This window comes from Geminocystis herdmanii PCC 6308 (assembly GCF_000332235.1).
Lineage (GTDB): Bacteria > Cyanobacteriota > Cyanobacteriia > Cyanobacteriales > Cyanobacteriaceae > Geminocystis > Geminocystis herdmanii.
In genome coordinates, this window is the sequence record NZ_CM001775.1 from 368,527 (window position 1) to 393,868 (window position 25,342).

General features: G+C 34.9%; 28 protein-coding genes. 15 read left to right on the forward strand and 13 right to left on the reverse strand.

Translation table 11 applies throughout. The annotated features are described in order from the left end of the window. Positions 1–96: 96 nt before the first annotated feature. The 4 genes from SYN6308_RS01925 to SYN6308_RS01940 are packed head-to-tail and all read right to left on the reverse strand — an operon-like array spanning position 97 to position 2,110. Positions 97–1,146 carry an AI-2E family transporter gene (locus SYN6308_RS01925; protein ID WP_017292744.1) on the reverse strand — a complete coding sequence of 350 codons (1,050 nt, stop codon included), beginning with the start codon at positions 1,144–1,146 and terminating at the stop codon, positions 97–99. Positions 1,147–1,155: 9 nt separating this feature from the next. Continuing rightward, a complete protein-coding gene (locus SYN6308_RS01930; RefSeq protein WP_017292745.1) occupies positions 1,156–1,545 on the reverse strand; it encodes a HEPN domain-containing protein in 390 nt (129 codons plus the stop codon). Next, positions 1,542–1,859, reverse strand: coding sequence for a nucleotidyltransferase domain-containing protein (locus SYN6308_RS01935; RefSeq protein WP_017292746.1), 318 nt, complete (start codon positions 1,857–1,859; stop codon positions 1,542–1,544). The genes SYN6308_RS01930 and SYN6308_RS01935 overlap by 4 nt, the downstream gene beginning before the upstream one ends. Before the next feature lie 5 nt (positions 1,860–1,864). Beyond that, positions 1,865–2,110: an efflux RND transporter permease subunit gene (locus SYN6308_RS01940; protein ID WP_017292747.1), complete on the reverse strand. Its 246-nt coding sequence runs from the start codon at positions 2,108–2,110 to the stop codon at positions 1,865–1,867. An 81-nt stretch (positions 2,111–2,191) separates the two neighbouring features. On the opposite strand from SYN6308_RS01940, the gene SYN6308_RS01945 reads away from it, so the two are divergent. Next, the gene (locus SYN6308_RS01945) at positions 2,192–2,734 is read left to right on the forward strand and encodes a helix-turn-helix domain-containing protein (RefSeq protein WP_158412742.1); all 543 of its coding nucleotides are present in this window, start codon (positions 2,192–2,194) and stop codon (positions 2,732–2,734) included. Between the two features lie 99 nt (positions 2,735–2,833). On the opposite strand, the gene SYN6308_RS01950 is transcribed toward SYN6308_RS01945, so the two are convergent. The 4 genes from SYN6308_RS01950 to psaD form a co-directional block, all read right to left on the reverse strand. Beyond that, complete coding sequence (locus SYN6308_RS01950; RefSeq protein ID WP_017292749.1) at positions 2,834–5,134, reverse strand: ribonucleoside-diphosphate reductase subunit alpha; 2,301 nt, start codon at positions 5,132–5,134, stop codon at positions 2,834–2,836. 435 nt (positions 5,135–5,569) lie between these two features. Next, positions 5,570–6,688 (reverse strand): NADH-quinone oxidoreductase subunit NuoH, encoded by a 1,119-nt coding sequence (gene nuoH / locus SYN6308_RS01955; RefSeq protein ID WP_017292750.1) that lies wholly within the window; start codon positions 6,686–6,688, stop codon positions 5,570–5,572. Positions 6,689–6,817: 129 nt separating this feature from the next. Further along, a complete protein-coding gene (locus SYN6308_RS01960; protein ID WP_017292751.1) occupies positions 6,818–7,390 on the reverse strand; it encodes a Uma2 family endonuclease in 573 nt (190 codons plus the stop codon). A gap of 304 nt (positions 7,391–7,694) precedes the next feature. Then, positions 7,695–8,129, reverse strand: coding sequence for a photosystem I reaction center subunit II PsaD (psaD, locus tag SYN6308_RS01965; RefSeq protein ID WP_017292752.1), 435 nt, complete (start codon positions 8,127–8,129; stop codon positions 7,695–7,697). Between the two features lie 357 nt (positions 8,130–8,486). Between psaD and SYN6308_RS01970 the strand changes: the two genes are divergently transcribed. From SYN6308_RS01970 to SYN6308_RS01980, 4 genes are all read left to right on the forward strand, one after another. Then, positions 8,487–8,696: a YgaP family membrane protein gene (locus SYN6308_RS01970; RefSeq protein ID WP_017292753.1), complete on the forward strand. Its 210-nt coding sequence runs from the start codon at positions 8,487–8,489 to the stop codon at positions 8,694–8,696. A 46-nt stretch (positions 8,697–8,742) separates the two neighbouring features. Beyond that, a complete protein-coding gene (locus tag SYN6308_RS21485) occupies positions 8,743–9,012 on the forward strand; it encodes a hypothetical protein (protein WP_083879549.1) in 270 nt (89 codons plus the stop codon). A gap of 269 nt (positions 9,013–9,281) precedes the next feature. Next, the gene (gene petC, locus SYN6308_RS21490) at positions 9,282–9,584 is read left to right on the forward strand and encodes a cytochrome b6-f complex iron-sulfur subunit (RefSeq protein WP_237741245.1); all 303 of its coding nucleotides are present in this window, start codon (positions 9,282–9,284) and stop codon (positions 9,582–9,584) included. Between the two features lie 183 nt (positions 9,585–9,767). After that, positions 9,768–10,322: a rhodanese-like domain-containing protein gene (locus SYN6308_RS01980; protein WP_017292754.1), complete on the forward strand. Its 555-nt coding sequence runs from the start codon at positions 9,768–9,770 to the stop codon at positions 10,320–10,322. Between the two features lie 4 nt (positions 10,323–10,326). On the opposite strand, the gene serS is transcribed toward SYN6308_RS01980, so the two are convergent. Together serS and psb29 are read right to left on the reverse strand one after the other, a co-directional pair. Next, positions 10,327–11,610, reverse strand: coding sequence for a serine--tRNA ligase (gene serS, locus SYN6308_RS01985; protein WP_017292755.1), 1,284 nt, complete (start codon positions 11,608–11,610; stop codon positions 10,327–10,329). Between the two features lie 146 nt (positions 11,611–11,756). Continuing rightward, positions 11,757–12,425: a photosystem II biogenesis protein Psp29 gene (psb29, locus tag SYN6308_RS01990; RefSeq protein WP_017292756.1), complete on the reverse strand. Its 669-nt coding sequence runs from the start codon at positions 12,423–12,425 to the stop codon at positions 11,757–11,759. A gap of 193 nt (positions 12,426–12,618) precedes the next feature. Between psb29 and SYN6308_RS01995 the strand changes: the two genes are divergently transcribed. Both SYN6308_RS01995 and SYN6308_RS02000 read left to right on the forward strand, forming a co-directional pair. Then, positions 12,619–14,256 (forward strand): glycosyltransferase family 4 protein, encoded by a 1,638-nt coding sequence (locus tag SYN6308_RS01995; RefSeq protein WP_017292757.1) that lies wholly within the window; start codon positions 12,619–12,621, stop codon positions 14,254–14,256. A 201-nt stretch (positions 14,257–14,457) separates the two neighbouring features. Continuing rightward, the gene (locus SYN6308_RS02000) at positions 14,458–15,399 is read left to right on the forward strand and encodes a spermine/spermidine synthase domain-containing protein (protein WP_017292758.1); all 942 of its coding nucleotides are present in this window, start codon (positions 14,458–14,460) and stop codon (positions 15,397–15,399) included. 148 nt (positions 15,400–15,547) lie between these two features. On the opposite strand, the gene SYN6308_RS02005 is transcribed toward SYN6308_RS02000, so the two are convergent. Beyond that, on the reverse strand, positions 15,548–16,810 hold the full coding sequence (locus SYN6308_RS02005) for a sensor histidine kinase (protein WP_017292759.1): 1,263 nt from the start codon (positions 16,808–16,810) through the stop codon (positions 15,548–15,550). 190 nt (positions 16,811–17,000) lie between these two features. Next, positions 17,001–17,594, reverse strand: a complete 594-nt coding sequence (locus SYN6308_RS02010) for a TetR/AcrR family transcriptional regulator (RefSeq protein ID WP_017292760.1) — start codon at positions 17,592–17,594, stop codon at positions 17,001–17,003. Between the two features lie 172 nt (positions 17,595–17,766). Here SYN6308_RS02010 and SYN6308_RS02015 point away from each other — a divergent pair, with 172 nt between their 5' ends. Genes SYN6308_RS02015 through SYN6308_RS02025 form a run of 3 tightly spaced genes read left to right on the forward strand, consistent with a single transcriptional unit; the run spans position 17,767 to position 20,979 of the window. Continuing rightward, positions 17,767–19,065 (forward strand): HlyD family efflux transporter periplasmic adaptor subunit, encoded by a 1,299-nt coding sequence (locus SYN6308_RS02015; RefSeq protein ID WP_017292761.1) that lies wholly within the window; start codon positions 17,767–17,769, stop codon positions 19,063–19,065. Further along, positions 19,062–20,213, forward strand: coding sequence for an ABC transporter permease DevC (gene devC, locus SYN6308_RS02020; RefSeq protein ID WP_017292762.1), 1,152 nt, complete (start codon positions 19,062–19,064; stop codon positions 20,211–20,213). Before SYN6308_RS02015 ends, devC begins: the two co-directional genes overlap by 4 nt. A 49-nt stretch (positions 20,214–20,262) precedes the next feature. Then, positions 20,263–20,979, forward strand: a complete 717-nt coding sequence (locus SYN6308_RS02025; RefSeq protein WP_017292763.1) for a DevA family ABC transporter ATP-binding protein — start codon at positions 20,263–20,265, stop codon at positions 20,977–20,979. A 54-nt stretch (positions 20,980–21,033) separates the two neighbouring features. Here SYN6308_RS02025 and SYN6308_RS02030 read toward each other — a convergent pair whose 3' ends face one another. Beyond that, positions 21,034–21,786, reverse strand: coding sequence for a winged helix-turn-helix domain-containing protein (locus tag SYN6308_RS02030; RefSeq protein ID WP_026101864.1), 753 nt, complete (start codon positions 21,784–21,786; stop codon positions 21,034–21,036). Positions 21,787–21,961: 175 nt separating this feature from the next. Between SYN6308_RS02030 and tadA the strand changes: the two genes are divergently transcribed. The 5 genes from tadA (at position 21,962) to SYN6308_RS02055 (ending at position 25,312) form a co-directional block, all read left to right on the forward strand. Further along, on the forward strand, positions 21,962–22,423 hold the full coding sequence (gene tadA / locus SYN6308_RS02035) for a tRNA adenosine(34) deaminase TadA (protein WP_017292765.1): 462 nt from the start codon (positions 21,962–21,964) through the stop codon (positions 22,421–22,423). A 50-nt stretch (positions 22,424–22,473) separates the two neighbouring features. Beyond that, a complete protein-coding gene (locus tag SYN6308_RS02040) occupies positions 22,474–22,965 on the forward strand; it encodes a hypothetical protein (protein WP_052312582.1) in 492 nt (163 codons plus the stop codon). 173 nt (positions 22,966–23,138) lie between these two features. Next, positions 23,139–24,257 (forward strand): 2OG-Fe(II) oxygenase, encoded by a 1,119-nt coding sequence (locus SYN6308_RS02045; RefSeq protein WP_017292767.1) that lies wholly within the window; start codon positions 23,139–23,141, stop codon positions 24,255–24,257. Between the two features lie 87 nt (positions 24,258–24,344). Further along, complete coding sequence (locus tag SYN6308_RS25255) at positions 24,345–24,701, forward strand: zinc ribbon domain-containing protein (protein ID WP_071590973.1); 357 nt, start codon at positions 24,345–24,347, stop codon at positions 24,699–24,701. A 101-nt stretch (positions 24,702–24,802) separates the two neighbouring features. After that, on the forward strand, positions 24,803–25,312 hold the full coding sequence (locus tag SYN6308_RS02055) for an inorganic diphosphatase (RefSeq protein ID WP_017292769.1): 510 nt from the start codon (positions 24,803–24,805) through the stop codon (positions 25,310–25,312). Positions 25,313–25,342 lie beyond the last annotated feature (30 nt).

Sequence of the window (25,342 nt, forward strand, 5' to 3'; positions counted from 1 at the left end):
ACATTGTAATTAATAAAAATGAATTTTTGATGATTATTTGTAAGATGGACATCGCCCACCATCAGAGGATTTTGAGGTTTTGGTGGGCAATGCCCACTATGTCGTATTTGAGTCTTCCTTGAGCCATGCTCCTATTAATTCATAACCGAGAATCAAGATTACAGGACCTACAAATAAGCCGAGAATGCCATGGGCGATCGTACCGCCAATTACTCCTAATAAAATAACCACGATCGGAACTGGTAGCCCTTTTCCCATTAACATAGGTTTAAGTACATTATCAATCAAAGTAGCTAAAATCATCCAGATGGTGAAAAGTAAAGCCCCTAAAGGGTTCATGGTTGTCCAAGCAAACACGATCGCAGGTAAAACTATTAATCCCGGACCAATTTGAATAATACTTAAAAATAAGGATACTAAAGTTAGTATTCCTGCGGCGGGAATTTTGGCTAAAATTAACCCAAAAGCCACCAATAGAGTTTGTATTACTGCAACGCCGATGACACCACGAGTTACACTGCGTATAGTTGTGGTTGCTAGTTGCATAAATTCTTCCCCTCTGGATGGCGCTAACCTTGAGACAAATAATGTTATGCCTTGGTTTAAACTTTGGGCTTTTAGAATTAATATGACTGCGATAATTATAGAGACAATAAATTTCAGTAATATTAAACCAAGATTGGTGGCTTGTAATAAAAGGGTTTTAGAAAATGCGACAATTTGTGTATGAAATTGACCAATTAATCCTTTCAGGTTTAACGATGCCAGTTGCCAAATCTCATTTAAAGGTTTACCAACGAGGGGTAAATCGGCAATTTTTGGGGATGGAGGAGGTATAACTAAAGTACCTGCTTCAATGCCGTCAACTATGGTTTGAGCATTATGAAACAAAATAGTTGCGATTATACTAATAGGTCCTAGAATAATACCAATACCAACTAACCCTAGGAGTATGGCGGATAACTTTCTACGTCCTCCTAGACGGTTTTTCAGCCACTCAAAAACAGGAAAGAGTGCGATCGACAATACCCCTGCCCAAAGGAAGATGATGATAAACGGACGAATGAGAATAAAGCACCAAGCCAATAAGAAGCCGATGGTAAAAAATCGAATGATTGTATTGATTAGTTTAGAGTTATTTTCCATAAATTTAGCTTACTTATCCTCAATATTTTCATAAAGATTTAAAGTATATTGTAAAAAATTTTCTGCCCGATCAATTTGTAACTGTGCTTCCTCTTTACCTAATGAATTATAGTCTCCATAATCTCCCAAATTTCTCATATTTTGTACCTCTCTTAAATACTTATGATATTGTTGAGGAATTTTTTGAGTTTTAATAAATTCTCTTCCGAATGCTGATATTACTGCTGAATGTTTAGAGAAATAAAGTTCCTCTTGTGCTAGAAAAGCAGACGCAAGATAAAACATTGTATAATAAGCTCTAGCAACCGCAAAGTCATAGAATTTCCCTTCAAATAAATGTTTTGATGCTTCTAAACTTTGTTTTGCTTTAAGAAGAAATTGTTTTTCATTTTCATTCATAATAAAATCCCTTCTTTCTCAATGTTTTTGAATAAAGGATTTTTTCTCGTTTTAAATTGCTCTTGAGATACATAAAAACAGTTAATTTCTATATCATTTTCTAAGGATAAATCAGTTAATTTATCTATATTTTTTTTAATTTCAAGAACAGGGTTAACGGGACGATTTAAAATAACTAAAATATCAATATCCGAATATTGATTAGCCTCTCCCCTAGCTTGAGAACCGAATAAAATTAGGCTTACTAATTCTTCTTTGTAAACGTTTTCAAGTTCTTTTTTAACTTTAGTAATTACATTTTTTATTTTGTCCATAAATTTTAACTATCTAAAACGTTTTTTTCAAAGGTTTTGATCACAATATACAAAATAGGCGCGATCGCTAAACTTAATACTGTAGCCACTAGATAACCGCCAAAACTTACAGTACCGATCGACCAACGACTTAAAGCCCCTGCACCACTTGCCGTCATTAAGGGAATATATCCCACAATACCAGACAGAGAAGTCATCATAATAGGGCGAAAACGAGATTTAGCGGCGGCGATCGAATCTGGTTTAATCATCAGTTACTGAACTTTGAATCTAATTACAATGAACAATCTAGTTATTATGCTTTTTTACTTCACTTCAAAGCCATGAAATCGATGATGAATTTTGACTGGTATCCTACAGACTTATATTTTCAAGGGCAACCAGTAAAAGGATTATCAAGTCTTGATATATTTTCTCAATGTCGGATGCGTTTCAATCAACCCTATAATTCTATGGGTATTTCTAAAAATCTTCTCTATTTACCCCTTGAAAAAAAGTATCACCATAGCAATGATGATGAACAAAATTTATACGAACAAATGAACTTATTTACCCTTCCTGTGGATTTGGTGGATGCTCTTAAATCATTGATTCGCTCTCAATTATTTGGCGGTAATATTCAAATACAAACTATAGCAGATTCGATCGGTATAAGTAAAAGAAGCCTTCAAAGATTTTTAGCGGATAAAGGTTTGAGTTATTCTCATTTAATAGATCAAGTAAGATTTCAGTTAGCAGTGGAATGGTTGAAAGATAAAACTATACCTATTGGTGACATCGCTTTGGAACTTCAGTATAGTGAAGTAAATAATTTTACGAGGGCATTTAAAAGATGGACTGGCTTAACCCCTAGGGAATATCGTCATCGATTGTAACGGGTTTTGATGAGAAAAAACGATCGAAACTTCTCTTAATTGATATGATTGCGATCGAACACCTTGCTTTTGGGGACGCAAACCTTGCGTCCCTACGGATTAATTTGCGCAAGCGGTACATTCTTCTTTAAAAGAATCCCTTTGCACAATCCTGACATAATAAACGGCTTTACAACCTTTCTCCCATGCCATGACTAAGGTATCATAAATGTCTTTTGCTTTTAACGCTCTTTCTCCCTCTTCAGCAAAATATACTCCTTGATTGAGATTAAATAGTAATTCCATTGAGATACCTGTGTCAACCCATTGTTGAATCACAGCGATCGAATTTACTACTATATCTTGATGGAGATTTTTGTTTTCTTGGTAAAACCAGTTTTTATCGTTGATATAGGGGGGGGCAATTGGCACTGTACCTTTAGCCCATTTATCATAGAAAAAGCGACTATAAACAGGTAACACACTGGCAGTGCAACCCTGCACTAAAGATGATGAAGTATTGGGCGCGATCGCAGTAATATGAGAATTACGGATACCAAATTCTTGAATATCTAAGGATAGTTGTAGCCAACGGGGTTTCTCATAGGCGTTTTCTTCAAACCATTCTACGGGTTTACTACCTATTAATAAGCCTTTACTCCAATCGCTACCCTCAAAAGCAGGATAAGCTCCTCTTTCCTTGGATAATTCCATGGAGGCATTGGTGCAATAATAACCAATATCCTCGAATAAGTTACTAATTTCTGCAAGGTTGTTATATCTTAACTCCCGTTTCGCTAACCAATCCGCTAACCCCATAGCACCCACTCCGATGGTACGATAACGGTTATTATGTTCCTTCGCATCGGCAAAAGGTGGTAAAGTAATCTCGATCGTATTATCTAAAATTCTCACCGCTAAAGTACAGATAGATTCCATCTCCTCTTTTTCCAAATTAGCAAGGTTAAGGGAGACTAAATTACAGCAGTGGGCATATTTATCAGGGGTAACATTCGAGAAGGATTCAGTACATAAATTCACTCCCGGAATATAACCATCATGTTTGTTCGGATTAGCTTTATTAATGGCATCCTTGAAAGCAAGATAAGGCATTCCTGTTTCTACCTGCGCCCTCATGATGTGTTTAAATAACTCTCTAGCGTTTACCTTCTTATACAGCTTGATTTTTGTATCTAGGTTAGCTTCAATAATGCCGTAGGCTTTTTCAAATTCTGCCCCCCATAACGGCGGTAAATCAATGCCTAAAGCGTTTTTTACCTCAAAAGGATCAACTAAAGTCCAATCTTGCTTATTTTGCACCCTACGCATAAACTCATCAGGTAAGATAAGTTGCGGGAATACGTCATAAGCCTTACGTCTCTGATCTCCGTTTTCTGTCTGCATTTCCAGAAATTCGGGTACGTCTAAATGCCATATATCTAAACCAACAGTTACAGCCCCGGCACGTCTTCCCCCCTGATTCACTGCTATAGCGGTGTCATTGAGGAGTTTTATCCAAGGTATCACCCCCCCTGAAGCGTTCTTTTTACCCATCACAGAGCTTCCTGTCGCCCTAATTCTGGACACGTTTACCCCTACTCCTCCACCGTTTTTGGAAATTCTAGCAGTATTAGTAATTTCATCAAAAATACTTTCTAAGTTGTCATCAATACTCACAATAAAACAACTTGTTAATGAGCCATTCGGCACTCTCAAGTTAGCTAAAATAGGGGTGGCAAGGGAGATACGGCGAGATGCGATCGACTCATAAAACTTACGAGCATAAGTCAAGCGATTATCGGTATTTTCCACCATTGCCAACAATAACGAGCAAGTTAAATAGGCTTCTTGGGGTAACTCTTGGGGTAAGAGATAACGATTAGTTAATAAAACCGCCCCTGCATAGTCATAATCTAAATCCCAATCGGGGTTAATCCAACTATTGGCAATTTCTAATTCTTCAGGGGTATAGGTTAAAATGCGTCGATCGTACCTACCCTGCTCCACAAAATCCGCTACGGTTTGAGCATAATTACCGTAATTATAGCCTCTGGTGGCAAGGCAATCTTTCCATAAACTCCAGACGTGCAACCTTCCAGCGACATAACGCCAATCTGGTTGATCCAGATCACACATTTCTAAGGCACAATTAATAAGATTATCCTGAATATCCCTCGTGGTGATGCCATCACGCAAACGAGTTTTCAAACCAGATTCGAGGGCGATGGTATTAACATCTTTACCATTACAAGCCCAATCGACTACTTTTCTGATTTTACTAACATCAAGGGGGGCAGATTTACCATTTCTTTTAATCACCTCAATACTTTTGGTTACAGTATCGACACTGTGATTATGATTACTATGACTAACGGTATAGGAGTGGCTAGAGATCGTACTTTGTTGCGTATCCAATAACATTGCTGATTGCCTCGCTTACTTTAAGTATTTCTACTCAAAAAAAATTTACTGCTGTTTGCTTCTTCTCTTTTATACCATATATCTGGGGTAGCCTGTTACCCTCATACACCATATATGGAATTTAGTCAATAAAATTTTTCTGAAAATCTTAACAAAGCAAAAGGGAAAAATTGAGAATTGAAAATTGAGAATGGAGAATTAAGAGAAATTACGAATTAGTTATTAATCAATCACTCATAGTTTAATGAATCATAGTAATCTACTCATCACCTTGAATTTATTGAAGTTTTTTACCTTTACACAAAAGATATTTACCCTTGTTTATCAGAAGTGAGTAATGTTAAAAGTTATCGGGTTTTAACCTTTGTTTTGTGGTAGATGCCTTTTTATTCATTCTCAATTTTCCATTCTCCATTCTCCATTACATTATGGTTTTTAGCCACCAAAAGCCATGGGGAAGGCTAATTTTAAGGCGGCGGTAAGTAATAAATTAACTAAGGATACGGGGAGTAAAAATTTCCAGCCTAAATCTAATAGTTGATCAATTCTGACACGAGGTACAGTCCAACGCAATAAAATGGCAATAAAGACGAGGAAATAGGCTTTTAATACCATCATACTGATACCCAAGGAAGCGGTTATTACTTGAAGCCAAGGGGTGTTTTCACTTACACCTATCCAACCGGCAAGGTTACTTAAAGGAATGGGAAATTCCCAACCACCTAAATACAAGATGGCAAATACCAATGCTGATAGTACTAGGTTAACGTAAGAACCGACATAGAATAAACCGAATTTCATTCCTGCGTATTCTGTTTGATAACCTGCCACTAATTCTTCTTCTGCTTCGGGTAAGTCGAAGGGTAAGCGCTCACATTCGGCTAAGGCGGCTATCCAAAAGATGAGGAAGCCTACGGGTTGTCTCCAAATATTCCAACTTAAAATTCCGTAGCTCGATTGTTGTTCCACGATGTCGATCGTACTTAAACTATTAGACATCATGGCGACGGCTAAAACTGATAAAGCTAGGGGAATTTCATAGCTGATAGACTGTGCCGCCGCGCGTAATCCTCCTAAGAGAGAATATTTATTATTAGAAGCATAACCTGCCATTAATAAACCAATGGGGGTAATACTAGATAAAGAAATCCAGAGAAAAATCCCTACGTTTAAGTCTGTGATAACTAAATTTTGTCCAAAGGGTACGATGAGATAGGACAAAAATACTGGTATTACTACGATGGCAGGACCTAGTGTAAATAATACACTATCAGCTTTCGCAGGGACAATATCTTCTTTAAAAACTAATTTTATACCATCGGCAACGGGTTGCAATACTCCCAAAGGACCAGCGTATTCTGGTCCAATCCGTTGTTGTGCCGCCGCCGAGATTTTTCTTTCTAACCAAACACTAACTAAGACTCCTACGGTAGCACCAATAATCATTAAACCCAAAGGTAAAGGAATCCAAAGGGTTTTCGCTAATTCTTGAGAAAGTCCAAAATCCGTGAGGGAAGTGATAAAACTTCCTTGTAAATCAATACCTGAGTTCATTTTTATCAGTAACTAATAATTGATAATGGATAATTAAGAGTTAATTTTTTCTAAATTATTCCTTTAATAATATAGCAACGTATGAATATGTGAGAATCAACTTTTGGGTTAATTAAAAAATGTAGGGAGTTAAAATTTTAACCAAGAAAAAATATCTGCGATCGAAAGTTTTAAATTATTGATAAAATCAGGTACGGGTAATATATCTTCATCTCGATCGAAATAAGTCACTTTTTGCTGATAATAAGTAAAGATAGTTTTTTGTTGAGGATCAATAATCCATCCTAATTGACAACCTGCTTCAAGACAACGCAGAATTTTTTTAATAATCATACTATGATTTTTTTGATCAGGAGAGAGAATTTCAATAATCCAATCAGGTGCGATCGAAACTACGTTAGCAATATCTCCATTTTCGTCCCTAGGAATATGATCATAAGTTAAAACTACTATATCAGGCACGATCGACTTTCCCCCAAAAGTACATCTCAATTCGGGAAAAGCCAACGCAACTTTTTTGGGTTTAACAACAGAATTAATCGCCGTTACTAACTCACCTTGAATAATACTATGTTTTCCTTGGGGCATAGGTTTTGCAATAATTTGATTATCAATATATTCTTGAGCAGGTTTTTCTTCAGGGAAAGTCAAAAATTCCTCTAAAGTTATGTCGATTTTTTTTTCAGCAATTAACGTCACCATAAAATCTCTGTTATATTTTATCTATCATCATTGTAGCGATAACCAATAGACTTCTCTGGAAAAAATTTTTTTTGTTCGTAGTGAGGGTTTTAACCCTTCTTCCATTAATTTAATTTTCATAATACCTAAGCACTGCTTCCAAAATCAGAGTTAATGGAGATTGCGTTAGATTGCTTCGTGCCTCGCAATGACAAAATATTATTATTCTTTATGGAAAATGGGAAAAGATGATGATAGGGAAATAGATAAATAAACCATTTCCCCGTGAATTGTCTTTCCTATCCTTTACAGCAACGATTAAAAATTAAACGTCGTAGGGTGCTTTACCAGAGAATTTGAGGGTGACAGGCTCAGGATTTTTACCGATACTTCTGTCTTTTTTGCCGTGAAATTCACGACCTTCGTTAACTTTCTCAGGGAATACACCATCAGCAGGATGAAGATATTGGATTTCACCAGTAGGATATACACGGTAAACTTTATAATCTTCAATTTTGGGTTTGAATTTGGTGCGTAATTGAGTGCCTAAAGCCAAACATTGCTCTTTACGGGCAAAATAAAATAAATTTTCCCCTTCATTCATAATAGCGGCGCCACCGGTAGGCATTTCAAAAACCTGCTCACTTTTACTTGTCCAAGTAATAGCATACTTTTCTTCTCTGTCAGCAGCAGAAAGTAAACCGCCGGTGCTACCACCGAATTTAGGCATCTGTCCAGTAAGTTGAATTGTTTCGCTCATAGAGATATTGCTTTTATGGAAATAAATTTACTATCTAGGCAATGCTATCATTCCTATTAACTTTCTTGTGCATCTTTGTTATGAACTGTAACAGTTTGTTACTTTGTGTCTCTTTTTGTATGTTGATTTTGCTCAACAATTACGAGGCGATATTTAATACAGAACAAGTTTTATACAGCATCTTTGACATTACTATTTTCCCCAATTCACCAATTATAGCTAATTAGTTATATAATAATAAGTAGTTAATTTAAACGAGCAATCGCAAAAAAACTGATAAGAAACTAAAAATAATTAAAAAAGTTTTTTGCAAAAGAAATTAATCAACAAACAATTTAAAAATCAAAGATAAAAATTATGTTTAATAATGTAGGAACAGTCGATCGTATCATTCGTTTTATTTTCGCTTCTGTATGTGCCTATTTGGGCTTATTTACCTATAGCGGTTCATCTTTAGGAATTGGTTTAACCATTGGAGCAGGTTTATTAACTTTTAGTGCTTTAGCAAGTACTTGTTTAATGTACGGTTTATTAGGTATTAGTACTAAAAAACCTCTACAAAACTGAGTCTTAAACAAAATAATTATTAAAACATTCTCAAAGGTCATTGTTAGTGGAAAATAGTATTCTAATTGAAAATAATCCATCCATGTCAAGACGACATCTGCTTAATTTTTTTACAGGTACAGCGATTGTCGTAACTGTTGGAGGAGCATTATATCCCGTCGTTAAATTTTTAATTCCTCCTTCTGATGTAGAGAAAGATGGTTCAATTTTAGCGAAAGATATTCATGGTAATTTAATTCCCATAGCTCAAATTTTAGCAGAACCTCCTGAAACAAGAGCTTTAGTGGCAGGATTAGCAGGAGCTTTTAACTGTTAACTAATAGTTTATTATAGTTGTTTATACCTACTCACGGGATAAAGGTTGACATTTTTTTTAAAATATGTTAGCTTTTAATGAAGTCGATAACCAAGACTGTTAAAACTATTTAATTTAAAGATTAAATTAAATAAAAATTAGTTATTATTCAAGATTAATCAATTAATTAGAATAATAAAAGTAGGGTGGGTTACACCCGAATCAACGCTTGTGGACAGTATCAAGCCGACTTGACTGGTAGAAGCAAGAAGTAAACGTCATAGGTAACTATGAGTAAGTTTTATATAACAGAACCAACCTACTTAACCGTCACGGAAGATGGTACTTTAAACCCTTGGGGAATTTTTGATAATTGTACTCACTTGGGGTGTACTTTCCCTTGGAATAACAATGAAGCTCAATTTCAATGTCCTTGTCATGGCTCACGTTATGATGCAAAAGGTGTCGTCTTAAGAGGACCAGCACCCTTGCCATTAAAATTAGCTCATGTCAATGTTGAAGGTGAATATATTAGAATTTCTCCGTGGACAGAAAATGATCCTCGTACGGGGGAAAAACCTTGGTGGGTTTAACTTGGGTGATTTCTAGTCAAGAAAATACCAGTTTTTTGATAAATCTAGGAATTACTCATTATCAAGAAAAATATAGAGTTGTGAGATTTCTTAATAAGCTCGATCGGGACAGAATATTATTATTAGTAAGTCCTAAAATCTTCTTTTTATCAAAATATTGAAAATTTGATTTAATATCTTACTATGAGCAAATTAATATCTGTCTTGTTTTTAAGTCTTTGGTTATATGGTTGCAGTCATTTAGAAGTAAATCCTGTAATTGCTTTTGTTACTCCTAATCAAGATATGGGACAAATACAACTAATTGACGAAAAAAATTCTGATTCTACCCTTGAGTTAGTTTATCAAAATTTAGCCTTGCCTTCGGTTAAAGATTTTCTTCATTCTATTCCAGCAGATTATTACACGGTTAAACAAATTAATGCTCTGAAAGTTTTAACCAAAGAAAAACGAGCTTTACTCATTGATGTTAGAGAGAAAAATGAGTATGATTCAGGGCATATAAAAAATGCTATTAATATTCCCATCCGAACATTAACCGATAATCTCCAGCAAATTCCTAAAAATCGCCCTGTCATATTATATTGCTCAACGGGTTATCGTACTGCTTTAGGGGTAATGGCATTACAAATGCTCGGCTATAATAATGTTAAAGGTTTTCCCCCTAGCATTGAAGGATGGAAAGCTGGAGGAGAATTATTAGAATCGACACCCCTCTCACTCAAGACATTTGAGTAGAGATTTAACCGATGGTATCAGTTTTCAAATAAGGCTGTAATACTTCTGGTACTTTAATCGTGCCATCTTTCTGTTGATAATTCTCTAAAATTGCCGCCATAGTGCGCCCCACGGCCAAACCAGAGCCATTCAGAGTGTGTACATATTCAGTACCTCTCTTGCCCTTTTCCTTAAAGCGAATATCCGCCCTTCTAGCTTGGAAATCATGACAATTTGAGCAACTAGAAATTTCACGATAGGTATTAGCAGAAGGCAACCACACTTCTAAGTCATAACATTTAGCGGCACTAAAACCTAAATCTCCAGTACATAATTCTACGACTCGATAGGGTAATTTGAGAGCTTGTAAAATTGCTTCCGCATTGTTTACCATCTTCTCATGTTCTTCGGCACTTGTTTCAGGGCGCACCAATTTAATTAATTCCACTTTGTTAAACTGGTGTAAACGGATTAAACCCCGCATATCTCGCCCGTAGCTTCCTGCTTCTCTGCGAAAACAAGGAGTATAGGCACAATGATAAATAGGCAGTTTTTCCGCTTCTAAAATTTCCTTACTATAAAAGTTTGTCACTGGCACTTCGGCGGTGGGAGTTAACCATAAATCATCCCCATCACACTTAAAACTTTCTTCCGCAAATTTTGGTAATTGCCCTGTACCTTGCAAGGCTTCACTATTAATTAAGACAGGAGGCATAACTTCAATATACCCTGCTTCTATCTGTCGATCGAGCATAAAATTAATTAAAGCCCTTTCCAAAGCCGCACCCATACCCACCAAAGCCACAAAACGACTTTGAGCGACTTTTACAGCCCTTTCCGAGTCGATAATGCCCAATTTTTCCCCAATTTCCCCATGGGGTAAGATGTTACTACCATCTGGAATAAACTCATCTCCCCAACGTCTCATCTCAATATTTTCCGTTTCATTTTTGCCGATAGGAGTGGTATTTGAGGGTAAATTAGGCAATTCTAACAATAAACCATCAAGTTTTGTTTTTAATTCCCTTTCTTCAGGCTCTAACTGAGCTAATCTAGCTTTAACGTTATTACCCTCCTCCTTTAAAGTAAGGATTTCTTCGCTTTGAGGATTTGCACCCGTGCGCATTTTTTCCCCGATAATCTTACCAATTTCGTTACTTCTAGCTTGTAATTCTGTTCTAATAGATTGTATCTCTCGTTGTTGACTATCTAAATCAAGAATCGGTTGTAGCTGATAATCTGTACTGCGTTGATGTAATAATTTGAAAACTTTTTCAGGATTTTCCCTAATTTTTTTTAAATCTAACATAATAATTAATAGTGAATAATGAATAATTAATAATTAATAATTGAGGAGGTTATAATATTATTTATTAGCAGGGTTGAATATTATTCAACCCCTAGGAGAGATAAAAAACCTTATTTTAAAAAGTCTCATTCCTCATTCCTCATTCCTCATTCTCCATTAGTTTGTCTTTTTTTCTTACTAGCCTCAAGGGTATCAGCTAAAACGATAAGCATTTGACTCATTTTTTCAATATTGCTACGATATAATTCTAAATCTTTTTTAAGTTTATCAATAGGAAGATTTAATTTATCGGTTAAAGGCTTAATTAATTCTGCAAATTTTTCCTCATTTTTAACAATTTCTGCGTCACTTTTTTCTAATAAAGTATAAAAACCGATGGCAAATAAACGGCTATATTTAAACTTAGGATTATCTAAAGCATAGCGCCAATGATCGGCAACGGCTTCTAAACCATTATCATTAGTAGGATGGAGTAACCAGTTGATTAATTCTTGGGGTGATTTTTGAGTAGCAAAGTTAAGTAAGCTGTCTGATTTTTGACGGTATTCGTCAGGGTTATTGTTGATGGATTGACATAACGCCCTAAAAATAGATTCTTTGTCAGATTCTGGCATATAGCCGTTCATGAATTGAGTAAAACTTTGACATACTCCTAAATAATAAATGGGATCGGAACGAAAATCAACATTAACTGATAATAGGTGCATTTCTACCATTAATTCTTCTACCACTCTACGATAAATGGAATTAATGGGGCGGTTATGGTGTTGATAAAAATTTCTCTTAGTGTCGGAAACGGTGCGAAGTTTATCCACGAAATATAATAGCTTAGATCATAATTTTGTTAACAATCCTTAATTATCTCACATCTTTATCCTTATTTGTTTACACAATGGAGAATCAAGAATGAGTAATAAGTAATAATTAATAAGTAATGAGTAATAAAAAATTGGAAATAGAGAGTTAGTTAATAACTTTTGCCTCTTGCCTTTTATCTGAATATAGTTTATGAAAAATATTTTAATGGTTTCTCATTCCGATTTTCCGATGAATAGCGCTATTCATGTTCATCATTTTGCTAATGAGTTGATAAAGTTAGGTTTAGATTGTATTGTAGCTGTGCCTTGGGATGAAAAAAGTGTTACTTCTATATCGGGTAGTTTATACAAGGTTACTCGTTATGAAGATATAGCTAATATTTGCAGTTACTTTTCTAACCATCAACCTCCCGATATTGTACATTGTTGGACACCAAGGGAACACGTTAGAATTTATTGCTATCACTTAGCTTCTCTTTACAATTTTAAATTGATAATTCATTGGGAGGATAGCGAAGAATGTATCATTGAAAGGTTTTTTAATATCCCTGTTAAGAATTGTACTTCAGAGTTCGATCGTGAAACGGCGCTGCGCGATCGAATATTACCCTATAATTTATCACATCCCCAAAAATATAAAGAATTTCTCTCTACTGCCGATGGTGTTACTATTATTATCGATAAGTTACGAGAGTTTATTCCTGTTTCTATTCCTACGATTACTTTATATCCGGGAGTTGACACCGCAGAATTTTCCCCCCGTGAGAAAAATACGACTTTTTTGCAAGAATTAGGTATTGCAGAAAATACCACAATTTTAGTTTATACGGGAATTATACATCCTACCAATTTAGAAGAAGTTAGAAGACTTTATTTAGCGGTAGGCAAACGGAATAAGAGGGGAAAACCTACGGTATTAATTCGCACGGGAGTTGATAATCACTTAGCTTTATTAGAAGAAAATGAGTTATGGATTAAAGAATATATTAAAGAATTAGGTTGGGTAGAAAGAAAGAAAATTCCTGATATTCTTGCTTTAGCAGATGTGTTAATACAACCGGGTAAATCTGATGATTTTAATGATTATCGCTTACCTTCTAAAATTCCTGAATTTTTAGCGATGGGAAAACCTGTTATTCTTCCTGATACTAATATTGGTAAAGTCTTAACTCATTTAGAAAATGCTATAGTTTTGCCGAATGTTGATGAAGAATCTTTGCAATCTGCTATGGATTTAGTTATTAATGATCAAGTTTTAGCTCAAAAGTTATCAGAAAATGGGATAAAATTTGCTCAAAATTTTCTTAATTGGAGTAATAATACTAAAAAATTATATAACTTTTATCAGAGTTTATATACCAAAGAAAAAGAGGCTATTTATCATAAAAATATAATAGCTCGATCGAACTATTATAAACAAGATTTAGATAAAAATTATCATCATTCTGCATGGCAAAATTTACAGTTATCTTTAATTAAGGATAATTTACAGAAAAAAGAAGCACAAATTAGATATTTAGAGGAAATTAATCATAACAGATTAATGCAAATTAATAATTTAGAAAATATTAATATTAATAATCAGCTGAAAATTCAAAATTTAGCACAAGAATTAAGTAAGAAAGACAACCATATTGAATTAATAAATAATAATTTAATATCTCAAGAAAATAAGTTACCTGACAATAATATTCATATTAAAATAGAAGAATTGGAAAATAAAAATATTCTTTTACAAGAAGAAATTAACGCCATGAAAACCAGTAAATTTTGGCGTATAAGAGATAAATGGTTTAGTCTTAAACGTCTTCTGGGTTTAAAATATTAATCCCCACATTCCGCACGTCAAACCCTACAAAACTGCATTACTGAATGAGAAACAAATAAAATTAGTAGTTTAAACAAATACTCGTAGATTCTTAAGTAAAAATGCTCAGTTAAATTTAGTCAAATTTCTCACAACTATTGACTTTTTATAATAAATAACTTATAATAAAAGTTTGCTTTATATTCAGGAGAATAATAAAATATGGCAGGTTCTCAATTAAATGCTGATGTGTGGATTAGTGAATATATCACTCCCTACGATATATATGTTCATGGTATCACCAGCATCCTCGCCCACAAAAAAACCCCCTACCAAGAAATGTACGTTGTGGAAAGTGGCGTTTATGGTAAGGCTTTAGTATTAGATGGTAAATGGCAATCTTGTACGGGAGACGAGTTTTTGTATCATGAGGCTTTAGTTCATCCTGCTATGATAAATCATCCTAACCCCGAAAATGTCTTAATTTTGGGTGGCGGAGAAGGCGCAACCACTAGAGAAGTTTTCCGTTGGAATGCCGTTAAAAAAGCTATGATGGTGGATATTGATGGAGATGTGGTGGAAGCCTGTAAAGAGTTTTTACCAGAAATGCACCAAGGTTCTTTTGACGATCCTCGTTTAGAATTAGTTATTGGTGATGCTTTTAATGTTTTGGATACCAGTGAGGCTAAGTGGGATATTATCATTTCTGATTTATCCGATCCTATCGAAGAAGGTCCTTCTTTTCAATTGTTTACTCAAGAATATTTTGCCCGTCTCAAAAAAATTCTCCGAGAAAATGGCATCGTTGTAATACAAGCAGGTCCGATCGCACCGGCAAATTTACACATTCACGGACGTTTAGTAAATACTCTTAAATCGGTGTTTTCTAATGTTCACTCTTATTTTGCCCCAACTTGTACTTATGGCTCATCCTGGGGCTTTGCGATCGCCTCTGAAGCAACATTTGATACCCGCCCTAACCCCGAAAAAACTGATCTTATATTAGAGCAAAAAACCACGGGGGATTTTCGTTCTTTTGATGGTATTAGTCTCTTAGGAATGTTACAAACTCCGGGTTATGTTAGACAATGTATCGAGAAAGAAACAGAGGTTTATACCATCACCAAACCTGCCAAATTCTTTGGTAAAGGAGTGAATAATTAATGAGGAATGAGGAATGAGGGTTTGCTGTTGGGAGTCAGAAAGCTATTAAAATTAATGGTTTAGATAGAATACATTTTGTATATATCAATAGCATCAAAACCTTGATGTTTCAGTATTTCTCCTGTCTCCTGACTCCTATCTCCTAACGTTAAGGGAGGGTAATTCTAAACCATGCGCCTTTGGTGTCAGGATGGTTATGGGCGGTTATTGTGCCTTGATGGGCTTCGATGATTTGTTTAACAATGCTTAAGCCTAAACCACTTCCTTCCCTTCCATTCCTTACCCTTGATTTATCCCCTCGGTAAAGTCGATCGAATATATAAGGTAAGTCTTTTGTGTTAAATCCTGTTCCTGAATCAATTAAGTTAATTTCTAAGAATTGATCATCATAATTAATGCCTTTTATATTGACTTGAACAGTGATTATACCTCCTTTAGAACTATGTTTAATACTATTGTCAAATAAATTAACAAAAACTTGAGTTAAACGGTTAATATCCGCAGAAATAATTATCTTTTCTTCTCCTTGATATTTTAAGAAAATTTGTTCTTGATCTGCTAATATTTTTAGTGATTGCCAAGCAGATAAAATTAATTGTTTTAAATCTAATTTCTGAAATTTTAACGTCTCATAAGGATTTTTTTCTAAAGTAGAAATTTCTAACCAATTTTGTACTAAATCGATTAAACGATTAATTTCTTGAGACATTTGTTGTACCCAAATTTTACCCCTATCATCGGTATATTTAAGTAAGGTTTCTGCTAGTAAAGACAGAGAAGTTAAAGGAGTCCTTAATTCATGACTTAAATCTGAATAAGCCTCATCTCTACGAGTTGATAATTCTTTAATTAATTGTTGATTTTCAATAAAAATACTAACTTGCCCTCCGGGTAAGGGATAACTATAGGCTTTAAGAAATACAGGTTTATAGTTTTCTATTTCCAGATTATTTTCTTCTTCTAAAATATAATTTGTGGTGGGGAAAAACTGCCATTCTATAACTAATTTTTGTCCTGTTTTACGAGTTTGTTGAATTAATTGATCTAATTCATAGGAGCGAACTAACTCTAAAAATAACCTCAATATTTCAGGATTCCAACGCTGAATAAATAAGAGTTCTTTTGCTTCTTCATTACACTCTATTAAGCAATTTTCTTCGTTAATTCTTAAATACCCTAGGGGAATTTTTTTGATTAAATAATGATGAAGGTCTAGTTCTAATTGTGTATAATAACAACGGTTATTCAGCAAGTTAACATTGCGCCTTACTTGAGCTATTTTTGATAATGAATTTACAGGCTCAAATTGTGATAAGGAATCTAATATATCTGTTAATTGAATATTGATTTGATAATATTTCCATAGACAAATAAGTAAACCAATACTCAAACCACATAAAAAATATAACATTTTTGACAACTTCCTATTCTGCCTTATAAGTAGCAGTGTAAAATTAACTGTATATTTTTTCAAAGTTCGTAGTGAAGGCTTTAGCCGTTATAAATAAACAATAAGTCTTCAATAGCTGACTATAAAAATACCAATAATTTTGAGCACCTACTTATTTAAGGATACCTATCTATTTTGTCATTTTTTTACCTCAAATTTTGACGATAATTTTAATTAAATTATCAATAACTCTCTCAGGAGAAATAGGAATAACAATATTTCCCCCTAGTATTTCCTGTGTAATAACATAGTGAATTAAAGTATAAACAAAAATAACTGCGATCGCCTCTGGGTCATCTAATTGTAAGTCATCACAGTTCGAGAGATACTTAGTTAAAGTTGCCATGGCAGGTTTACAAACATTCTCCAAAAATATTTGGGTTAATTCTGGTTGATTTTTGGCTTCAGTAACAATAATGTGTACAAAAGCTAAATATTGTGGATCACTAATTTCTTGAATAATTCTTTGTGCTAATTGCCTCAAAACAAATTCTGGTTTTCCCTGTAGTGGCTTACCCCAAACTAACTGAAATTCTTGGGTTGCCACTTGTTTAATCAAGGCTTTAAATAAACTTTCTTTATCGCCAAAATGACTATATAAAGTCTGCTTAGAAACCCCAGATGCTTGGGCAATTTTATCCATACTCGCCCCCACATAACCAAATTCCAAAAATTGGGATAATGCCCCTTTAAATATTTGCTCGGCTTTTGTTTGAGTTTTTTTTTGTTGATAATTAGAAATCATTTTTTTATTTTATGCCCTAGAGTATCAAAAATTTGGAATTTGCAATAGATAATGTCTTCCTATCACCCTATCACTGATTACCTATTTTTTATTGTTGACAATATCATACCATACCGTCTAGTATGATTATTAAATAAATTAAATTTTGCAGTTTACTATAACTCAGAACAAAATGAGCGAAAATACCTCTGTTTTTCGAGACAACGGTAAAAAGTGGGTAATAATTTCTACGGTGTTAGGAATAGTCACTTTGATTAGTACAACCGTTTATTTTCTGCAAAAAGGGAGTTTTCAAGCACAACCCGATACCCCTATAGTCGAAAAAGCCTCCATAACTGCCATAAGTGCTTTAGGTAGAATTGAGCCTCAAGGAGAAATCATTAAAGTAGCCGCAAATCCTTCTATGTCTGGCGCTAAGGTTAAATCTTTAATGGTTTTAGAAGGTAGTATGGTCAAAAAAGGAGATATAATTGCTATTACTTCTGATTACGATACTAAAAAAGCTGAATTGAATAGTGCGCAAAAAGATTTAGAAGTTGCTCAAGCTAATTTAGCGATTATCAAAGCTGGTGCGAAAGAAGGAGAGATTAATGCTCAAAAGTCCACCATTGAGAGATTAAATGCTCAATTAACGGCACAAAAAGAAGTCGATAGGGCAAAAATTACTCGTTTACAAGCTCAATTAGTAGCTGAAAAAAAAGAAAGACAAGCAACGATCGAAAGAGTACAAGCAGAATTAAATAATGCCCAAAGTGAATTAAGCCGTTATCAAGAGTTAGTTAAAGAAGGAGTTATTTCTCAATCAGATTTTGAAACTAGGCAATTAACCGTTGAAACTACCAAAAAACGCTATCAAGAGTCTGAGGGAAGTTATCAAAAAACTGTCACTACCATCACCGAAGAAATTCGGGAAATAGAAGCCCTAGCCTTACAAAATGTTAATACTTTAACTAAACAGGTTAAAGAAGCCGAAGCACGGTTAGAAGAAATTTCCGAAATTAGAAAAGTTGATGTTGCTAAAGCCGAAGCCGAAGTGCAAAAAGCCTTGTCAATGGTTAATCAAGCTACCGTAGAGTTAAATCTAACACAAATCAAAGCCCCCAATGATGGGCAGGTGATTGACATAAAAGCCTATGAAGGTGAAACCATCGACAATGCTGAGGGAGTAATTGAGATGGCTAACACGAAACAAATGTTAATTATTGCAGAAGTTTATGAAAGTGACATTAGTAAATTAAAGTTAGGACAAAAAGCCATAATTAAAAGTGAAAATAATAGTTTTCCTGATTCTATTACTGGTAATGTCGTACATATTAGTAGCAAAATTGGCAAAAAAGATGTCTTAGAAACTGATCCCGCCGCCAGTGTTGATGCGAGGGTTGTGGAAGTAAAAATTGCCGTTAATCCTCAAGATAATAATATCATTAATAACCTTATTTATTCACAAGTTTTAGTACAAATTTTATTATGAAAATACCTTTAGCTTGGTTACAATTAAGCCGAGAAAAAATTAGATTATTAATTGCGATCGCAGGTATTAGTTTTGCTGATATTTTGATGTTTATGCAGTTAGGATTTAAAACAGCATTACTAAACAGTGCAGTAAGAGTTCATGAACAAATCAAAGGAGATGTTTTTTTACTAAATCCTCAATCAGATGCTTTAATTGCTATGAAAAGTTTTTCTTCTAGGCGTTTATATGAGGCTTTAGCAGTGGAAGGAGTCGAATCAATCAATCATCTTCATATCGGTTTTGGCATCTGGAAAAATCCAGAAAATCAATCAACTAGACAAATTATGGTAATGGGATTTAACCCAAAAGATCAACTATTTACCCTACCCGGAGTTGCCAAAAATCTTGAGCAATTAAAATTATCTGATGTGGTTTTATTTGATGATAAATCAAGACCAGAATTTGGAGCTATTTCAGAACTTTTTAACACTGGAAAAACTGTCAAAACAGAAATTGATAGCCGAAAAATTATCATCGGTGGTTTATTTTCTATAGGCTCAAGTTTTGGTGCAGATGGTAATTTAATTACCAGTGATTTAAACTTTTTAAGAATGTTTCCTAACAGAAATAAAAACTTAATTGATATTGGAGTAATTCAATTAGCTAAAAATACTGATAAAGAGGCAGTAATTAACAGTTTAAAACAAAAATTTAATAGTGGTGATGTGGTTGTTTTATCAAGAGAAGAATTTGTTCAATATGAACGAGATTATTGGGAAAATAGCACTGCTATTGGCTTTATTTTTACCCTTGGGGCTGGAATGGGTTTAGTAGTTGGTATTGTTATTGTTTACCAAATTCTTTATACTGATGTAGCTGATCATTTACCCGAATATGCCACTTTAAAAGCAATGGGTTACACGAACAATTATTTATTAATTCTTGTTTTTCAACAGGCAATTATTTTAGCTTGTGTTGGTTTTTTGCCCGGTTTAGGTATCTCTATGTTTCTTTATAATGGGGCAGCAGGGGCTACGGGTTTACCGATTTTTATGACTAAATCTTTAGCTTTTTCTGTCTATATTTTAACGGTTATTATGTGCTTTTTATCAGGTGCGATCGCCGTTAATAAACTAAAATCTGCTGATCCTGCGGACATATTTTAATGATTAAATATTCCTAACTATTCTGAAAAATAACCAGATAATAAAAATTATGTTAACCACAAATCCACAATTAATTATACCTGATGAACAAAAAAATAATCAAGTAGTAGAAATAAAAAATTTAGACTTTTATTTTAGGAGTAATAACATTGAAAAACAAACCCTTTTTGACATTAATTTAACTCTCAAAAAAGGGGAAGTAGTTATTATGAAAGGTCCTTCAGGCTCTGGAAAAACCACTTTATTAACCCTTATGGGGGCATTAAGAACGGCTAATCATGGTAGCCTTAAAGTGTTTGGGAAGGAGTTAATTCAGGCTAATAATAATCTCTTGATAGAAACTAGGCGCAATATTGGTTATATTTTTCAAGCTCATAACCTCTTAAAATCCTTAACGGCAAGACAAAATGTACAAATGTCTATGGAGTTACACCCAGAATTTTCTGCCAAAGAAGTGAAAGAAAGATCGATCGCTATGTTACAAGCAGTAGGATTGGGCGATCGAATTAATTACTATCCTGAGAATCTTTCAGGGGGGCAAAAACAAAGAGTAGCCATAGCTAGGGCATTAGTATCTCATCCAAAAATGGTTTTAGCAGACGAGCCTACGGCAGCCCTTGACAGTAAATCTGGTCGTGATGTGGTCGAAATTATGCAAAAATTAGCAAAAGAACAAGGTTGCACAATTTTGATTGTCACCCATGACGATCGAATTTTAGATGTAGCAGAGAGGATTATTGAACTAGAAGACGGAAAACTGAAGTGATTTGTCATGGGTGATGTTTTAATTCTCAATTCCTCATTCCTCATTCCTCATTAATTAACCAAATCTGTAACCAAATCCCCGTACAGTGATTAAGTACTCAGGATTACTAGGGTCTTTCTCTAGTTTTTCCCGTAGCCAACGAATATGCACATCAACGGTTTTAGTATCCCCTAAAAAGTCTGCGCCCCAAATATTTTCAATTAATTGCTCTCTATCCCATACCCTTTTAGGATAGGTCATAAATAGCTCCAATAAACGAAACTCTTTAGGTGACAAGTTAACTTCCTCCCCTCTGACGATAACTCTACATTCATCGGAAAATAGGGTAATATCTTTATATTGGCGGACAGATTCTGGGGTAACATTGTTAAAGGAATTACGGCGTATTAAGGCTCGACAACGGGCGACTAATTCCCTCATACTAAAGGGTTTTGTTAAGTAGTCATCAGCACCAACCTCTAATCCTAAAACTCGATCGGTCTCTGCCGCTTTTGCGCTTAAAATTAAAATAGGGATCATATTGCCACGATAACGGAGTAAACGACAAATATCTAAACCGTTAACTTCGGGTAACATCAAATCCAAAATAACCATATCAATATTATCCTCTGAGCTTGGCAATTGCTGACGCTCAAGGATGTTTAATGCCTCTCTACCGTTACTGGTTTTGATTACCTCATATCCTTCCTCCTCCAGATTTAAGGCAATCATATTCCTGATCAATTCTTCATCTTCAATCAATAGAATACGACTCGATGATTGTATTCTTTCACGGACATTGATACTCGGTAAGTCCAGAGTCAACATAAAAAATCTCTACATTTTGTTCTCTACTAACATATATAGCAGAATTTTTGACAATGAACAACAAATAGTGAATAGTTTATAGTGAATAGTGAATAGTGAATAGTCAGTAGTGAATAGTTGTTAATTAATATACTCAATGGTAATCGTTCTTAATTCTTAATTCTTAATTCAACCCATGTTAGAGTTAGAAAATCATCAATATTGGATGAATGAGGCGTTAATTTTGGCAAAAAAAGCAGGAGATGAAGGGGAAATCCCTGTAGGTGCGATCGTAGTCGATCGAGCTAACAAGATCATATCTTCGGCTTATAATCAAAAAGAAAAAACCCAAGATTGCACTGCCCATGCGGAAATATTAGCTATCCGTAAAGCCTGTGACAAGTTGGGTACTTGGCGTTTAAATGAATGTAGCTTATACGTTACCCTTGAGCCTTGCCCCATGTGTGCTGGAGCAATTATCCATGCCCGTCTGAAAACCTTAATTTATGGCGCAGATGACTTTAAAACAGGAGCGATTCGTACCATTTTAAATATTCCAGATAGTAACGCATCCAATCATCATTTAGAGGTTTTTGCAGGTATAAAAGAGACTGACTGTCGAAATTTATTGACATCATGGTTTGAATCTCGGCGCTGATGTCACTCATAAAATGTGAGAGTATAATGAAAAAGAATATAGCAGATTAAATGTGGACTAACTTTTTATCCTTGTTACCATCAACATTGGTGACAGTATTATTGATAACCATAGCATTTTTAAGATTTTATGACCAAACCGACTTCCAAATCCTCGGATTTATCGCCGAACCAAGAATCTGGAGCAATCGACTCACTGTGGCAGCCATCGTGGCTACAGTGGCTAATTTCGGCGTTGACTGGTACCGTCGAAACCGAGAAACAAATCGCTTGGCTCAAGAAGAACAACGAAGAGCTGAGGAAATACAACGAAGAGCTGAAGAAAAGCAACGAAGAGAGGAAGATGAGGCACGAAGAGTGGCTCAAGAACGAAGACAAATATATCGAGAGCTTGAGGCAAGAGAACGATCGACTCGCCGAGCTAGAATCGAAACTCGATGCCGTCTTGGGCAAATCCGCTATCAACTCGAACCCAATGAAGTCCACCGACAAGAGTTAATCAATATTATTGCTATCTTAGAAGAATATGGTAATACTTTTTGACTAAATCACAAACTCATTAAGATTATGAATAAATTCGATTTTTGTATATAATAACTCAGTAAACTTTTTTGTATTGTCTTAGGTTCGCTATTTATTACATATTGGATTGAAAAAAATCCGTCCCAAAATATGATGCGATCGAGCTTAATGTTGTCTAGTATTTTGAAATAGTCATGAATAGATTTTTAGTGGGCGATGCTGTACCTTGGTTTCAGTGTCAAAGCTCAACTAATCCTAAGTTTAACTTCAATTCCATTGCCGGGCGTTATGTAGTACTAACTTTTTTCGGCTCGGCGGGTAACGAAAAAGCCTTTAAAGTTTTATCTTTTTTCCGTCAACAAATAAGAGATAAATTTAATGATAGTCATTTATGTTTTTTTGGTGTCAGTATCGATCCTCAAGATATTGAATTAAAACGTGTTCAAGACATGATCCCCGGTATTCGCTTTTTTTGGGATTTTGATTTTCAAGTTAGTAACCTTTATGGCGCATTACAATCGAGTCAAGATAATATCATTGGCTATGCTCCTTTTACCCTAATACTTGATCCTTCCTTGCGAGTCATTGGCAATATTCCCCTCGTCGATGCTGATAGCCATAATCGATCGATCGAACAAATCATCCATCAATTACCCTCAGTAGATGATTATGCACAAGTACCCTTATGCGCCCCGATACTAATAGTACCCCGGGTTTTTGAACCAGAATTTTGTCGATTATTGATTAACCTATATAACGAAAACGGTGGAAATGAATCGGGATTTATGCGAGAAAGAGACGGTAAAACCATCGGTATTCAGGATCATAACTTCAAAAAAAGAAAAGACTATAATATTGAATCAGAAGACGTTAAAACAGGCATAAGACAACGTTTGAGCCGAAGATTAGTGCCTGAAATTGCCAAAGCCTATCAATTTCAAGTGACTCGTATAGAAAGATATATTGTCGCTTGTTATGACAGCAACTCTGGAGGATTTTTCCGCCCTCACCGAGACAATACCACCAACGGAACAGCCCATCGCCGTTTTGCCGTAACTATTAATTTAAATGCAGAAGAATACGAAGGGGGAAATTTACGATTTCCTGAATTTGGCTCAAAAACCTATCGAGCGCCAACGGGAGGCGCAGTGGTTTTCTCCTGTTCTTTGCTCCATGAAGCGACACCTGTAACAAAAGGAACTCGCTATGCAACTTTGCCATTCTTATACGATGATGAAGGGGCAAAAATAAGAGAGGCGAATCAACAATTTTTGGCGAATCAAGTTATTAATCTCAATAAATCCAAAACCTAATACCTAACACCTATCCTCATCAAAAGACTATGAGGCAACCCCTAAATAAATGGGGCTAACAACCCAAAGTCTAGGTTAATAAGCAAGTTGAGAAGACAGTTAGAGTATAAAACACAATGGTATGGTTCAAAATTGATTGTTGCCGATCGATTTTATCCTTCATCTCAGTTATGTTCAAACTGTCAAAATAAACAAAAAATGCCTCTTTCAAAAAGAGTTTATGAGTGTGAAAATTGCAGTTTAAAGATCGATAGTGATTTGAATGCTAGTATTCATATGGAGTTATATCCAACTACCGATAGCTTGTCGGAAAGTAAAGCCTGTGAAGAGTCAAACCAACTTAATGGCGAGTCTATTAAGGATTCACCTGAAGCAGGAAGTGAACGTCCATCCCATGAAGAGTGGGGATTTACTCTCATGAGTAAATTTGAGCAAGTTTCATAGAGCGGTTATGTGGTAAAATCCGAATCGTGATGTTGACACCTACTGAAATCACCGTTTTCAATCAAATATCGTTGTTAATTTAAGTTAAGGAACTATTTAAAATGGATTTATCGAGAATTCCTGCTCAACCTAAAGCTGGTATTATTAATGTTTTAATTGAGATACCCGGTGGCAGTAAGAATAAATATGAGTTTGATAAGGATATGAATGCTTTTATCCTCGATCGAGTCTTATTTTCTTCAGTAAAATATCCCTATGATTACGGTTTTGTACCCAATACTTTAGCCGATGATGGTGATCCTCTTGATGGTATGGTAATGATGGATGAGCCTACTTTTCCCGGTTGCGTTATTGCCTCTCGTCCTATCTGTATGTTAGAAATGATTGATGGGGGCGATCGAGATGAGAAAATATTATGTGTACCTGCGGAAGACCCGCGCTATGATCATGTTAAATCCATGAAAGATGTTGCACCTCATATCTTAGACGAGATTGCTGAATTTTTCCGTAGCTACAAAAACCTAGAGAAAAAAGAAACTAATATTTTAGGTTGGAAAGATATTGATCAAGTTGCTCCTTTAGTGGAAGAATGCGTTAAAGCCTATAAATAATTAGGAATAAGGAATTAGGAATCAGGAAAT

Excerpts from the sequence above, each read along its gene's own strand:
- SYN6308_RS01925 (WP_017292744.1), bottom strand. The coding sequence starts at position 1,146 with ATGGAAAATAACTCTAAACTAATCAATACAATCATTCGATTTTTTACC.
- SYN6308_RS01930 (WP_017292745.1), bottom strand. The coding sequence starts at position 1,545 with ATGAATGAAAATGAAAAACAATTTCTTCTTAAAGCAAAACAAAGTTTA.
- SYN6308_RS01935 (WP_017292746.1), bottom strand. The coding sequence starts at position 1,859 with ATGGACAAAATAAAAAATGTAATTACTAAAGTTAAAAAAGAACTTGAA.
- SYN6308_RS01940 (WP_017292747.1), bottom strand. The coding sequence starts at position 2,110 with ATGATTAAACCAGATTCGATCGCCGCCGCTAAATCTCGTTTTCGCCCT.
- SYN6308_RS01945 (WP_158412742.1), top strand. The coding sequence starts at position 2,192 with ATGATGAATTTTGACTGGTATCCTACAGACTTATATTTTCAAGGGCAA.
- SYN6308_RS01950 (WP_017292749.1), bottom strand. The coding sequence starts at position 5,134 with ATGTTATTGGATACGCAACAAAGTACGATCTCTAGCCACTCCTATACC.
- nuoH (WP_017292750.1), bottom strand. The coding sequence starts at position 6,688 with ATGAACTCAGGTATTGATTTACAAGGAAGTTTTATCACTTCCCTCACG.
- SYN6308_RS01960 (WP_017292751.1), bottom strand. The coding sequence starts at position 7,390 with ATGGTGACGTTAATTGCTGAAAAAAAAATCGACATAACTTTAGAGGAA.
- psaD (WP_017292752.1), bottom strand. The coding sequence starts at position 8,129 with ATGAGCGAAACAATTCAACTTACTGGACAGATGCCTAAATTCGGTGGT.
- SYN6308_RS01970 (WP_017292753.1), top strand. The coding sequence starts at position 8,487 with ATGTTTAATAATGTAGGAACAGTCGATCGTATCATTCGTTTTATTTTC.
- petC (WP_237741245.1), top strand. The coding sequence starts at position 9,282 with ATGAGTAAGTTTTATATAACAGAACCAACCTACTTAACCGTCACGGAA.
- SYN6308_RS01980 (WP_017292754.1), top strand. The coding sequence starts at position 9,768 with ATGAGCAAATTAATATCTGTCTTGTTTTTAAGTCTTTGGTTATATGGT.
- serS (WP_017292755.1), bottom strand. The coding sequence starts at position 11,610 with ATGTTAGATTTAAAAAAAATTAGGGAAAATCCTGAAAAAGTTTTCAAA.
- SYN6308_RS01995 (WP_017292757.1), top strand. The coding sequence starts at position 12,619 with ATGAAAAATATTTTAATGGTTTCTCATTCCGATTTTCCGATGAATAGC.
- SYN6308_RS02000 (WP_017292758.1), top strand. The coding sequence starts at position 14,458 with ATGGCAGGTTCTCAATTAAATGCTGATGTGTGGATTAGTGAATATATC.
- SYN6308_RS02005 (WP_017292759.1), bottom strand. The coding sequence starts at position 16,810 with ATGTTATATTTTTTATGTGGTTTGAGTATTGGTTTACTTATTTGTCTA.
- SYN6308_RS02010 (WP_017292760.1), bottom strand. The coding sequence starts at position 17,594 with ATGATTTCTAATTATCAACAAAAAAAAACTCAAACAAAAGCCGAGCAA.
- SYN6308_RS02015 (WP_017292761.1), top strand. The coding sequence starts at position 17,767 with ATGAGCGAAAATACCTCTGTTTTTCGAGACAACGGTAAAAAGTGGGTA.
- devC (WP_017292762.1), top strand. The coding sequence starts at position 19,062 with ATGAAAATACCTTTAGCTTGGTTACAATTAAGCCGAGAAAAAATTAGA.
- SYN6308_RS02025 (WP_017292763.1), top strand. The coding sequence starts at position 20,263 with ATGTTAACCACAAATCCACAATTAATTATACCTGATGAACAAAAAAAT.
- SYN6308_RS02030 (WP_026101864.1), bottom strand. The coding sequence starts at position 21,786 with ATGTTGACTCTGGACTTACCGAGTATCAATGTCCGTGAAAGAATACAA.
- tadA (WP_017292765.1), top strand. The coding sequence starts at position 21,962 with ATGTTAGAGTTAGAAAATCATCAATATTGGATGAATGAGGCGTTAATT.
- SYN6308_RS02040 (WP_052312582.1), top strand. The coding sequence starts at position 22,474 with ATGTGGACTAACTTTTTATCCTTGTTACCATCAACATTGGTGACAGTA.
- SYN6308_RS02045 (WP_017292767.1), top strand. The coding sequence starts at position 23,139 with ATGAATAGATTTTTAGTGGGCGATGCTGTACCTTGGTTTCAGTGTCAA.
- SYN6308_RS02055 (WP_017292769.1), top strand. The coding sequence starts at position 24,803 with ATGGATTTATCGAGAATTCCTGCTCAACCTAAAGCTGGTATTATTAAT.